The sequence below is a fragment of the Flavobacterium sp. PMTSA4 genome, assembly GCF_032098525.1.
GTDB classification, from domain to species: domain Bacteria; phylum Bacteroidota; class Bacteroidia; order Flavobacteriales; family Flavobacteriaceae; genus Flavobacterium; species Flavobacterium capsici.
The window spans coordinates 772171-786265 of the sequence record NZ_CP134890.1; the positions used below are offsets into that span (position 1 = coordinate 772171).

The 14095-nt window shown below is 35.6% G+C and carries 5 protein-coding genes; 4 read left to right on the forward strand and 1 reads right to left on the reverse strand.

Going from position 1 to position 14095, the window contains the following annotated elements:
- Positions 1–521: 521 nt before the first annotated feature.
- The 4 genes from RN605_RS03665 to nhaA all read left to right on the forward strand — a co-directional run bounded on the left by RN605_RS03665 (position 522) and on the right by nhaA (position 12994).
- Positions 522–8840, forward strand: a complete 8319-nt coding sequence (locus RN605_RS03665; RefSeq protein ID WP_313322311.1) for an HYR-like domain-containing protein — start codon at positions 522–524, stop codon at positions 8838–8840.
- A gap of 53 nt (positions 8841–8893) precedes the next feature.
- Positions 8894–9805, forward strand: coding sequence for a PorP/SprF family type IX secretion system membrane protein (locus RN605_RS03670; RefSeq protein WP_313322313.1), 912 nt, complete (start codon positions 8894–8896; stop codon positions 9803–9805).
- 13 nt (positions 9806–9818) lie between these two features.
- A complete protein-coding gene (locus tag RN605_RS03675; RefSeq protein ID WP_313322314.1) occupies positions 9819–11759 on the forward strand; it encodes an OmpA family protein in 1941 nt (646 codons plus the stop codon).
- A 71-nt stretch (positions 11760–11830) separates the two neighbouring features.
- Positions 11831–12994, forward strand: a complete 1164-nt coding sequence (gene nhaA, locus RN605_RS03680; RefSeq protein WP_313322316.1) for a Na+/H+ antiporter NhaA — start codon at positions 11831–11833, stop codon at positions 12992–12994.
- A 3-nt stretch (positions 12995–12997) separates the two neighbouring features.
- On the opposite strand, the gene corA is transcribed toward nhaA, so the two are convergent.
- Positions 12998–14068 carry a magnesium/cobalt transporter CorA gene (corA, locus tag RN605_RS03685; protein ID WP_313322318.1) on the reverse strand — a complete coding sequence of 357 codons (1071 nt, stop codon included), beginning with the start codon at positions 14066–14068 and terminating at the stop codon, positions 12998–13000.
- Positions 14069–14095: the final 27 nt, after the last annotated feature.

The following is a 14095-nucleotide window of genomic DNA, read 5'->3' on the forward strand; positions in this document are numbered from 1 at the left end:
CAATTATTGATTTATAAATATAGTTAAATATTAATTAACTATAAAAAATAATTTAAAACCATTAAAGAGGTTTACAAACAAATTTTAAACTAAATAAGATTTACTTACAAAAGTTTTCAACAAACTAATGTTAAATTTTATTTGTAGTATTTTTATACATTAAAAATATATAAAAACGCATTTTAACCTATTTTTTTGCATTTTGTCGATACTTTTTTTGGTGGAATAAAAAATATGAAATACTTTCGATGAAGAAATTAACAATAAAACAAAACAAATGAACAATAAAAAAGAAAACAAACGGCAAAAAAAGCTCGACGAAAGGTTTAAAAAGTAATAAAATAGACACTTTATCGAGTTTTCAAGCTATTTGTAGAAAAAATTAAGCATTAATTAACAATGTGCATAATTTAGCCTCAAATAGTTTAACCCAAATTATCTCTATCTCATAAATGCCTACGTTCATGAATTCAAGCCCTAAATGGAACTTTTCAAAAAATTATTCTACTAAATTAAAATGTATGAAATCAAAAATTACACTTTTATTACTTATCCTCTTCACGACAATAGGTAATTTGTATTCGCAATTTGATGCTCAACATCCCGACTTAAGAAATTGTGGAGTTGCTCCTAATTATTACTTGGATGTATTTAATTGTAATTCAAACAATTTTACATTAAATAATGTTTTCTTGAGTCTGACAAATGTTAATGGTCAACCAATCAACAATACCACATGTACTATTGGAGTTACTCAACAAGTATATGTTATGTTGAACTACACTTCAAATGCAAGTAACACACCGAACAACTGTAGATTATTTGCAGATTTAACAATAGACAATGTTGTAACACCAATTAATGCCTATTTAGGTAGCATAACACCTGGTGCAGGTCAAAGACTTATTTATGGACCTTTCAACTGGACATGTGGACAAGAATTAACTTTAAACAGAATTTTAGTTGTTTGGAGAACTGGAGGAAGTTCAGCTCAATTGGCTTCTTATAACTGTAGTACTTATGGTTCGTCTCAATGTGAGCTACCTGGAAATACCATTATTACAAAGCCATTAGCAGTACAATTCACTTACGTTGCATGTAAAAATGGAAATAACACAACTGTTTCTTTCACTTCTACATCAAATGGAGGAACACCTCCATATACGTATGCATGGGATTTTGATAACAATGGAACTACTGATTCTACTTTAGCAAATCCAACCTTTACATATACTACACCAAATAACACGGCTAAATTAACCGTAACCGATTCAATGGGATTGACAAATAGTTATACTATGACAATTATTATTCCATCAGAAATTTTATTAACTGAAACTCATACAAATGTAAGTTGTAGTGGTGGAAATACTGGCTCAATTGATTTAAGCGTTTCTGGAGGTGCTCCAGGATATACTTATTTATGGTCAAACGGAGCTACTACACAAGATTTAAGTGGTTTATCAGCTGGTACATATAATGTAACTGTTACTGATTCTAAAGGATGTCAAAAAACTTTATCGGTAATTATAAGTGGTGGTGATAATACTCCTCCAGTAGTTAATGCGCCAGCAAACACTACAATTGAAGGTTGTGTTACATCTGCAATTGCTACGATAAGCAATCTGCCTTTTTCTAGTTCACAAGCAACAATTTCAAATGCTGCATTTACTTTAGCAGGAGCTTCATACACTGATGCATCAGCTATTGCTAGTTTTACCTATCAAGATATAGTTAGCGGAAGTTGTCCTACTATTGTAACTAGAACTTTCAGAGTAACTGATGTTTGCAACAATGTAGGCTCTGCAGTACAAACTTTTACCATAAGAGATACAACAGCTCCTGTGATTGCAACTTTACCTGCAACTTCTACCATAAACTGTCCGGCTACACCTAGCTTTGCTACAGCAACGGCAACGGATGCTTGTGGAAATCCTAACTTAAGTTTTAATGATGTTACAACTCCTGGTACTTGTGCTGGTTCGTATTCGGTAACCAGAACTTGGACAGCTACCGATGCGTGTGGTAATTCTTCTACGGCTACTCAAACTATTAATGTTCAAGATACAACGGCGCCAGTGATTGCTGCTTTACCTGCGCCATCAACTATCAACTGTCCTGATACACCTAGCTTTGCTACGGCTACAGCTACTGACGCGTGTGGTTCTGGTGCTACTTTAACTTTTAATGATGTTACAACTCCTGGTCAATGTGCTGGTTCGTATTCAGTTACTAGAACCTGGACGGCTACCGATGCGTGTGGTAATACTTCTACAGCTACGCAAACTATTAATGTAATTGATACTACTGCGCCTGTAATTGCTGCTTTACCTGCGCCATCAACTATCAACTGTCCTGATACACCTAGCTTTGCTACGGCTACAGCTACCGATGCGTGTGGTTCTGGTGCTACTTTAACTTTTAATGATGTTACAACTCCTGGTACTTGTGCTGGTTCGTATTCAGTTACTAGAACCTGGACGGCTACCGATGCGTGTGGTAATACTTCTACAGCTACGCAAACTATTAATGTAATTGATACTACTGCGCCTGTAATTGCTCAGTTACCAGCAGAATCTACTATCAACTGTCCTGATACACCTAGCTTTGCTACGGCTACAGCTACTGACGCGTGTGGTTCTGGTGCTACTTTAACTTTTAATGATGTTACAACTCCTGGTACTTGTGCTGGTTCGTATTCAGTTACTAGAACCTGGACGGCTACCGATGCGTGTGGTAATACTTCTACAGCTACGCAAACTATTAATGTTCAAGATACAACGGCGCCAGTGATTGCTGCTTTACCTGCGCCATCAACTATCAACTGTCCTGATACACCTAGCTTTGCTACGGCTACAGCTACCGATGCGTGTGGTTCTGGTGCTACTTTAACTTTTAATGATGTTACAACTCCTGGTCAATGTGCTGGTTCGTATTCAGTTACTAGAACCTGGACGGCTACCGATGCGTGTGGTAATACTTCTACAGCTACGCAAACTATTAATGTAATTGATACTACTGCGCCTGTAATTGCTGCTTTACCTGCGCCATCAACTATCAACTGTCCTGATACACCTAGCTTTGCTACGGCTACAGCTACCGATGCGTGTGGTTCTGGTGCTACTTTAACTTTTAATGATGTTACAACTCCTGGTACTTGTGCTGGTTCGTATTCAGTTACTAGAACCTGGACGGCTACCGATGCGTGTGGTAATACTTCTACAGCTACGCAAACTATTAATGTAATTGATACTACTGCGCCTGTAATTGCTCAGTTACCAGCAGAATCTACTATCAACTGTCCTGATACACCTAGCTTTGCTACGGCTACAGCTACTGACGCGTGTGGTTCTGGTGCTACTTTAACTTTTAATGATGTTACAACTCCTGGTCAATGTGCTGGTTCGTATTCAGTTACTAGAACCTGGACGGCTACCGATGCGTGTGGTAATTCTTCTACAGCTACGCAAACTATTAATGTAATTGATACTACTGCGCCTGTAATTGCTCAGTTACCAGCAGAATCAACTATCAACTGTCCTGATACACCTAGCTTTGCTACGGCTACAGCTACTGACGCGTGTGGTTCTGGTGCTACTTTAACTTTTAATGATGTTACAACTCCTGGTCAATGTGCTGGTTCGTATTCAGTTACTAGAACCTGGACGGCTACTGACGCTTGTGGTAATTCTTCTACGGCTTCTCAAACTATTAATGTTCAAGATACAACGGCGCCAGTGATTGCTGCTTTACCTGCGCCATCAACTATCAACTGTCCTGATACACCTAGCTTTGCTACGGCTACAGCTACTGACGCGTGTGGTTCTGGTGCTACTTTAACTTTTAATGATATTACAACTCCTGGTACTTGTGCTGGTTCGTATTCAATTACTAGAACCTGGACGGCTACTGACGCTTGTGGTAATTCTTCTACGGCTTCTCAAACTATTAATGTTCAAGATACAACGGCGCCAGTGATTGCTGCTTTACCTGCGCTATCAACTATCAACTGTCCTGATACACCTAGCTTTGCTACGGCTACGGCTACTGACGCGTGTGGTTCTGGTGCTACTTTAACTTTTAATGATGTTACAACTCCTGGTCAATGTGCTGGTTCGTATTCAATTACTAGAACCTGGACGGCTACCGATGCGTGTGGTAATACTTCTACAGCTACGCAAACTATTAATGTTCAAGATACAACGGCGCCAGTGATTGCTGCTTTACCTGCGCCATCAACTATCAACTGTCCTGATACACCTAGCTTTGCTACGGCTACAGCTACCGATGCGTGTGGTTCTGGTGCTACTTTAACTTTTAATGATGTTACAACTCCTGGTCAATGTGCTGGTTCGTATTCAGTTACTAGAACCTGGACGGCTACCGATGCGTGTGGTAATACTTCTACAGCTACGCAAACTATTAATGTTCAAGATACAACGGCGCCAGTGATTGCTGCTTTACCTGCGCCATCAACTATCAACTGTCCTGATACACCTAGCTTTGCTACGGCTACAGCTACCGATGCGTGTGGTTCTGGTGCTACTTTAACTTTTAATGATGTTACAACTCCTGGTACTTGTGCTGGTTCGTATTCAGTTACTAGAACCTGGACGGCTACTGACGCTTGTGGTAATTCTTCTACGGCTTCTCAAACTATTAATGTTCAAGATACAACGGCGCCAGTGATTGCTGCTTTACCTGCGCCATCAACTATCAACTGTCCTGATACACCTAGCTTTGCTCAAGCTACGGCTACTGACGCGTGTGGTTCTGGTGCTACTTTAACTTTTAATGATGTTACAACTCCTGGTCAATGTGCTGGTTCGTATTCAATTACTAGAACCTGGACGGCTACTGACGCTTGTGGTAATTCTTCTACGGCTTCTCAAACTATTAATGTTCAAGATACAACGGCGCCAGTGATTGCTGCTTTACCTGCGCCATCAACTATCAACTGTCCTGATACACCTAGCTTTGCTACGGCTACAGCTACTGACGCGTGTGGTTCTGGTGCTACTTTAACTTTTAATGATATTACAACTCCTGGTACTTGTGCTGGTTCGTATTCAATTACTAGAACCTGGACGGCTACTGACGCTTGTGGTAATTCTTCTACGGCTTCTCAAACTATTAATGTTCAAGATACAACGGCGCCAGTGATTGCTGCTTTACCTGCGCCATCAACTATCAACTGTCCTGATACACCTAGCTTTGCTACGGCTACAGCTACTGACGCGTGTGGTTCTGGTGCTACTTTAACTTTTAATGATGTTACAACTCCTGGTCAATGTGCTGGTTCGTATTCAGTTACTAGAACCTGGACGGCTACTGACGCTTGTGGTAATTCTTCTACGGCTTCTCAAACTATTAATGTTCAAGATACAACGGCGCCAGTGATTGCTGCTTTACCTGCGCCATCAACTATCAACTGTCCTGATACACCTGAGTTTGCTCAAGCTACGGCTACTGACGCGTGTGGTTCTGACTTTACTTTGACTTCTAATGATGTAACTACACCTGGTCAATGTGCTGGTTCGTATTCAATTACTAGAACCTGGACGGCTACTGACGCTTGTGGTAATTCTTCTACGGCTTCTCAAACTATTAATGTTCAAGATACAACGGCGCCAGTGATTGCTGCTTTACCTGCGCCATCAACTATCAACTGTCCTGATACACCTAGCTTTGCTACGGCTACAGCTACTGACGCGTGTGGTTCTGGTGCTACTTTAACTTTTAATGATATTACAACTCCTGGTACTTGTGCTGGTTCGTATTCAATTACTAGAACCTGGACGGCTACCGATGCGTGTGGTAATTCTTCTACAGCTACGCAAACTATTAATGTAATTGATAATACGGCTCCTGTAATATCAACCAATGCAAGTAATATTATTGTTGAATGTGACGGACAAGGTAATCAAACAGCATTAAACGATTGGTTATTAAATAATGGAGGTGCAATTGCAAGTGACGAGTGTTCAAATATAACTTGGACAAATAATTTCAATGCACTTTCAAATGATTGTTCTGCAGCTGTTACTGTAATTTTTACAGCTACAGATGAATGTTTAAACAGTAGTTCTACTAGTGCAACATTTACAGTAAACGACACTCAAAATCCAATAATAAATCAGCTACCTGCGGAATCAACTATCAACTGTCCGGCTACGCCTGAGTTCGCTCAAGCTACGGCTACTGATAATTGTGATGATAATGTTCTATTGACTTCTAATGATGTAACTACACCTGGTCAATGTGCTGGTTCGTATTCAGTTACTAGAACTTGGACGGCTACCGATGCGTGTGGTAATACTTCTACAGCTACGCAAACTATTAATATTCAAGATACAACTGCGCCTGTAATTGCTCAGTTACCAGCAGAATCTACTATCAACTGTCCGGCTACGCCTGAGTTCGCTCAAGCTACAGCTACTGATGCTTGTGGTTCTGACTTTACTTTGACTTCTAATGATGTAACTACACCTGGTCAATGTGCTGGTTCGTATTCAGTTACTAGAACTTGGACGGCTACCGATGCGTGTGGTAATACTTCTACGGCTACTCAAACTATTAATGTAATTGATAATACGGCGCCTGTAATTGCTCAGTTACCAGCAGAATCTACTATCAACTGTCCGGCTACGCCTGAGTTCGCTCAAGCTACAGCTACTGATGCTTGTGGTTCTGACTTTACTTTGACTTCTAATGATGTAACTACACCTGGTCAATGTGCTGGTTCGTATTCAGTTACTAGAACCTGGACGGCTACCGATGCGTGTGGTAATACTTCTACGGCTACTCAAACTATTAATGTAATTGATAATACGGCGCCTGTAATTGCTCAGTTACCAGCAGAATCTACTATCAACTGTCCGGCTACGCCTGAGTTCGCTCAAGCTACAGCTACTGATGCTTGTGGTTCTGACTTTACTTTGACTTCTAATGATGTAACTACACCTGGTCAATGTGCTGGTTCGTATTCAGTTACTAGAACTTGGACGGCTACCGATGCGTGTGGTAATACTTCTACGGCTACTCAAACTATTAATGTAATTGATAATACGGCGCCTGTAATTGCTCAGTTACCAGCAGAATCTACTATCAACTGTCCTGCTACGCCTGAGTTTGCTCAAGCTACGGCTACTGACGCTTGTGATTCTGATGCTACTTTAACTTTTAATGATGTTACTACGCCTGGTCAATGTGCTGGTTCGTATTCGGTAACCAGAACCTGGACGGCTACCGATGCGTGTGGTAATACTTCTACAGCTACGCAAATTATTAATGTAATTGATAATACTGCGCCTGTAATTGCTCAGTTACCAGCAGAATCTACTATCAACTGTCCGGCTACGCCTGAGTTCGCTCAAGCTACAGCTACTGATGCTTGTGGTTCTGACTTTACTTTGACTTCTAATGATGTAACTACACCTGGTCAATGTGCTGGTTCGTATTCAGTTACTAGAACTTGGACGGCTACCGATGCGTGTGGTAATACTTCTACGGCTACTCAAACTATTAATGTAATTGATAATACTGCGCCTGTAATTGCTCAGTTACCAGCAGAATCTACTATCAACTGTCCGGCTACGCCTGAGTTCGCTCAAGCTACAGCTACTGATGCTTGTGGTTCTGACTTTACTTTGACTTCTAATGATGTAACTACACCTGGTCAATGTGCTGGTTCGTATTCAGTTACTAGAACCTGGACGGCTACCGATGCGTGTGGTAATACTTCTACAGCTACGCAAATTATTAATGTAATTGATAATACTGCGCCTACATTTAATGAATCTGTACCTGTAGATACAACCGCATCATGTGATAATATACCTACTATAGATGTATTAACAGCTTCAGATAATTGTGGAACCGCTACAGTATCTGTAAACGAAGTAATAGTTCAGGGAAATTGTCCAAATAATTATCAAATTATTAGAACATGGACAGCAACAGATTCATGTGGAAACAATATTTCTGCGTCTCAAACTATTACAGTTCAAGATACTACTGGACCAATTCTGACTTCAACTTATACTGAAAAAATGATTGTAACTTGTAGTACAATACCAGTTGCTCCTGAATTAACTTTCGAAGATAATTGTTCAGGAAATGTAACTGTTACTTTTACAGAAACACAAAATGATCCAATTGGAGATACATATACAATAATCAGAACTTGGGTTGCTACTGATGCTTGCGGAAACCAATCAAGCGTTTATACACAAACGATTAATGTTGAAATTGTATCAGAATTAGTTGATACTATTAATGATACAGATAGATGTAATGAAGCTGAAGAAGATCAAATTGATTTAGCTACATTTGTTTCAAATTATCCTAGTAATGGTACATGGATTTTGAACAATACTCCAGGTATTGTTGGAACTATATTTAATCCATTGGATGTAGCTGCTGGAACCTATACTGTTAGTTATGAATTTGATAACGGTGAAGCTTGTCCAAAACGTGTAGATATTAATTTAAGTGTAATAAGTGATTGTGCGGTTTTGGATTGTCAAAATATTGTAATTCACAATGCATTTACACCAAACGGAGATTCTTTAAATCAATATTTCAGTATTGAAAATATTGAAGATATAAACTGTTATCCAACTAATAAAGTTGAAATTTATAACAGATGGGGTATTTTAGTTTATGAAACTACAAACTATGACAACCAAACAAGAAGATTCGAAGGAATCTCTGAAGGTAGAGCTACTGTTAGTAAATCGTCTGAATTACCAACTGGAACTTATTTCTACATCATTCAGTATACTACTACTGAAGGAAATACGGTAACTAAAAACGGATATTTGTACCTTACAAGATAAAAACCTACTAATAATACCTGAGGATTTATCCTCAGGTTAAAAAAAGAAAATAAATGAAAACAAGAATTTTAATTTTCGCTTTAATGTTAACATGTTACTGTTCTTTTGCTCAGCAAGATTCACAGTATACCCAATACATGTATAACACAATTAATGTAAATCCAGCTTATGCAGGATCTAGAGGAGTTATGAGTATTTTTGGATTACATCGTACCCAATGGGTAGGCTTAGATGGTGCTCCAACCACTAATGCTTTCTCAATAAATACTCCAATAAATGAAAGCAATATTGGATTAGGGATTTCTTTTGTAAATGATAAAATTGGTCCAACCAATAATAATACAATTACAGCTGATGTTTCGTATTCGATTCAAACTTCTGAAACTTATAAATTATCATTTGGTATTAAAGCTGCTGGAAATATTTTTAATTTAGATACAAATAAATTAAATCCACAGGATGCTAACGACCCAAATTTACAAAACTTCAGTAGTGAATTCTCTCCTAACTTTGGTGCTGGTGTTTATTTACATTCTGATAAATTGTATTTTGGAGTATCTGTCCCAAATTTTTTACAAGACACAAAGTATAATGATAATTCAGTAACTGTGTTCAAAGAAAGAATGACGTTCTATACAATTGGAGGTTATGTTTTTGATTTAACACCAGATTTAAAATTCAAACCTGCATTTTTAACAAAAGTAGTTACTGGTGCTCCATTGCAAGTTGATGTTTCAGGAAACTTCCTTTTATTTGATAAATTTATGTTAGGTGCTGCTTACAGATGGGATTCTGCTATTAGTGCTATGGCAGGCTTTCAAATTACTGATGGTTTATACATTGGTTATGGATATGACAGAGAAACAACAAATCTTAAAAATTATAACTCTGGTTCTCATGAAATTTTCCTTAGATTTGAATTATTTAATAGAGTAAGTAAAATTGTAACACCAAGATTCTTCTAATATCCCAAACATTATGAAAAATAAAATTATATATATAGCAATTTTAGCAATCTTCTCTTTTAATGGTTTTTCTCAAACTATTACTAAAGAACAAAAAGGGAAAAAAGAATACGATAAGTATGCTTACATCGATGCTATTAAAACCTACGAGCGTTTATATGAAAAAGGATATAAATCGCCTGACATGCTTTTAAAACTTGGAAACTCATATTATTTCAATGCAGATTTAGAAAAAGCTGTAAAATATTATGATGAATTATATGCAACAAGTCCTGATCAAGAAGCTGAATATTTTTATAGATATTCTCAATCTCTGAGAGCTACAAAAGATTACAAAAAAGCTGATGAAATGATGGCTATATTCAATTCAAAAAGTGGAAATGATCTTAGAGCAAAACTTTATAATCAGAACAGAGACTATCTAGCTGAAATAAAGAAAAATTCTGGTAGATATAAATTAGAAAATGCTGGAATTAATTCAAAATATTCAGATTATGGACCAACATTTATGGGTGAAAAAGTAGTATTTTGTTCTGCTCGTGATACAGGTAATTTTTCAAAAAGAATTCATACTTGGACTGGTGAATATTTTACAAATTTATACAGTGCAAATTTAGCGGAGGATGGTTCGCTTGGTGAAGTTGAAAAATTTGGAAATAAATTGAATAGTAAATATCACGAAGATACTCCAGTATTTTCAAAAGATGGAAAAACTGTTTATTTCACAAGAAACAATTATCTTGACAAAAGAGGTTATGATGCTAGTAAAGTTACATTACTTAAAATTTATAAAGCAACTGTAGATGAAAAAGGAAAATGGGTAAATATTACTCCATTACCTTTCAACAGTGATAGCTATCAAACTGCTCATCCAGCTTTAAGTCCTGATGGTAAAACAATGTATTTTGCTTCTGATATGCCAGGTTCATTTGGAAAATCAGATATTTATAAAGTTGCAATTTCTGATGATGGAAGTTTTGGTAATCCAGTAAATCTTGGAAATACTATCAATACGGAAGGTAGAGAAACTTATCCTTTTGTAAATGGTAAAAATGAACTTTATTTTGCTTCAGATGGTCATCCAGGTTTAGGAGGTTTAGATATTTTTGGAGCAAAAATTCCTGAAGATGGTATTTTCACAAAAATATTGAACGTTGGTGAAGAAGCTAATAGTCCAAAAGATGACTTTGCTTATATAATCAACTCCGAAACTAAAAGAGGTTTTTTAAGTTCAAATCGCGATGGCGGTGAAGGAAGTGATGATATTTACAAATTCATCGAAACCAGAGAATTATTTATTGAACAAGCTATTTTTGGAGTTGTAACTGATACAAATACAGATGAAGTTTTAGCTGATGCAAAAATTACTTTGTTAGATGAAAAATTCAATAAAATTGCAGAAACTACAACTGATGCAAAAGGTTTTTATGAATTCTTAAAACTTGAACCTAATACTAAATTCTACATTAAAGCAGAAAAAGAAGGTTACAATACTAAAGAAAATCCAGTTATAACTGGAAAAGAAGAAGGAAGAACTGAATTAAATATCGACCTAGAAAAAACAGCAAAACCAATACCAGTTGGTGGAGATTTAGCTGATGTATTTGGAATAAACCTTATTTATTTTGATTTAGATAAATGGAATATTCGTCCTGATGCTGCCGTTGATTTAGCTAAAATACTTGATGTATTAGAGCAATATCCAACTATGAAAATTGATATTCGTTCTCATACTGATAGTCGTGCATCTCATGCTTACAATGAAAGACTTTCTGATAGAAGAGCAAAATCAACAATGGCTTGGTTAGTATCAAAAGGAATTTCAAAAGACAGATTGACAGCAAAAGGTTATGGTGAAACACAATTAATAAATAAATGTTCTGATGGTGTTCCATGTACAGAAGCTGAACATCAATTGAACAGAAGAAGTCAATTTATTATAACTGAATTATAAAAATTAAATAATATTATAATCAAAACTTAAAAAGCACTCTTAATAGAGTGCTTTTTTTTATTTTTGCCGCTATGAAAATAACTAAACTTTTTAAAGACTTTCTAGAAAGCGAAAAGATTGGAGGTTTCCTACTCATACTTTGCACAATAATTTCATTGATATTTGCCAATTCTATTTTCTCTTCAGAGTATATACATATTTGGCATAATGATATTGGTGGTAAACCATTAGAATATTGGATTAACGATGGATTAATGGCTATTTTCTTCCTACTGATAGGATTAGAACTTGAGCGTGAAATTTATATTGGTGAGCTATCAAATTTCAAAAAAGCATCGTTGCCAATATTTGCTGCTATTGGCGGAATGATTGTTCCTGCTGCATTATATCTTTTTTTAAATTACGGAACCGAAACACAATCTGGAGCAGGAATTCCAATGGCTACAGACATAGCTTTCGCTTTAGGAATTTTATCTTTACTTGGAAACAAAGTGCCTACTTCATTAAAAGTTTTTTTAACAGCATTAGCTGTTATTGATGACTTAGGTGCTATTTTGGTTATTGCTATTTTCTACACAAAAGATTTAGATTTTTTTAATCTTTCTATTGCATTGGGAATTTTTGGTTTCTTATTAATTTTGAATAGACTAAAAGTTAGAAACCTTATTCCATATCTTGTATTAGGAGTTTTTATGTGGTATTTTATGCTTAACTCTGGTGTTCATGCAACAATAACTGGAGTATTGTTAGCATTTGCAATTCCTTTTGGAAATGGCGATAAAAAGTCAACTTCTTATTTACTACAAAATGCTTTGCATAAACCTGTAACTTGGATTATTTTACCATTATTTGCATTGGCAAATACAGCAATAACTATAAATTCTGATTGGCATTATGCCTTAACTCATCATTACACCATTGGAATTGCTCTTGGTTTGATAGTTGGAAAACCAATAGGAATATCGCTATTCAGTTATCTTTCTGTAAAAAATAAATTTTGCAAACTTCCTGAAGACTTAAATTGGAAAACCATCATTGGAGTAAGTTTCCTTGGTGGAATTGGATTTACAATGTCTATTTTCATTACACTCCTGGCTTTTTCTGATTCAGAGCACATTACAAATAGTAAAATAATGATTTTAGTATCATCAATTATTGCTGCTCTAATTGGATTACTTTATTTAAAGTCAACACTCAAAAAAGATTGTTTAGAAGATGTTCTTAATGATGATTAGAAATTAATACCACTTTTTCTTTTTAAAATAATATACCATTCCAAGCAAAAGAATGAACATAAAACCTAGAATTAGAAAATAACCATATTTCCAATGCAACTCTGGCATATTTTCAAAATTCATCCCATAAATTCCAACGATAAAAGTTAAAGGCATAAAGAAAACTGAAACTACAGTCAAAGTTTTCATTACTTCATTAAGTTTTTGGTTTTGAGTTGAAAAATAAAAATTTGTAGCACTTTCTAGAGAAAGTAAATCATATTCAATTTGTTCTAAAAGTTCGATGGATTTTTGATGCAATCTTGAAAAAAAACTAAAATTATCATCCTCAATTACATTAAAAACATTGTCTTCTTTCATACTTTTAATTGAAAACAATGAATCTCTGAGCGGAATAATTGAGCGTTTCAGAAAATTAAAATTATCACGATGTTTTTCAATTTTTTCTAAAATTTGAAGATGTGTATTTGCTTTAGTCAAATTAATTAGAGCTTCTACTCTATTCTCTTCATTTTCTAAAGTGATATAAAAATTTTCCATCACCGCATCAAGCAACAAATACAACAAATAATCAGATTTTTTATCTCTAACTAAACCTGAATGTGTTCTAATTCTTTCTCTGATATGTGTAAAAAAGTCACTTCGCTTTTCTTGAAAAGAAACTAAGATTTCCTTTTTTAGTAAAAAACTAATTTGTTCAATTTCTATATTATCTGAGTCTTTTACAGGTAAAATTGATTTGATATTAAAAAAAATAACATCTTGATATTCTTCAAGTTTAGACCTTTTAGTTGTATTAACAATATCACTTAGCATGAAATTATCAACTTCTACAAATTGTCCAATTGTTTTAATAACAGATTCATCATTCAAACCATGAACATTCAACCAATTATTTTTTGAAGATAATATACATTTGTCTAGTTGAGAAACATCAAAAGGATTGTATTCTATTAAATCATTTTCATCATAAACAAACAACTGAAGTTCGGTAATTGTGTTTTGATGAATTCCAGTATATTCCAGCAAAGTTGTTTGAACCTTTCTACCTTTTTTATATTTTATCTTTCTCACCTTGGCTAAATTTGTATAAATTTAAGC

Coding starts and splice junctions, on each gene's coding strand:
- RN605_RS03665 (WP_313322311.1), top strand. CDS start 522: ATGAAATCAAAAATTACACTTTTATTACTTATCCTCTTCACGACAATA.
- RN605_RS03670 (WP_313322313.1), top strand. CDS start 8,894: ATGAAAACAAGAATTTTAATTTTCGCTTTAATGTTAACATGTTACTGT.
- RN605_RS03675 (WP_313322314.1), top strand. CDS start 9,819: ATGAAAAATAAAATTATATATATAGCAATTTTAGCAATCTTCTCTTTT.
- nhaA (WP_313322316.1), top strand. CDS start 11,831: ATGAAAATAACTAAACTTTTTAAAGACTTTCTAGAAAGCGAAAAGATT.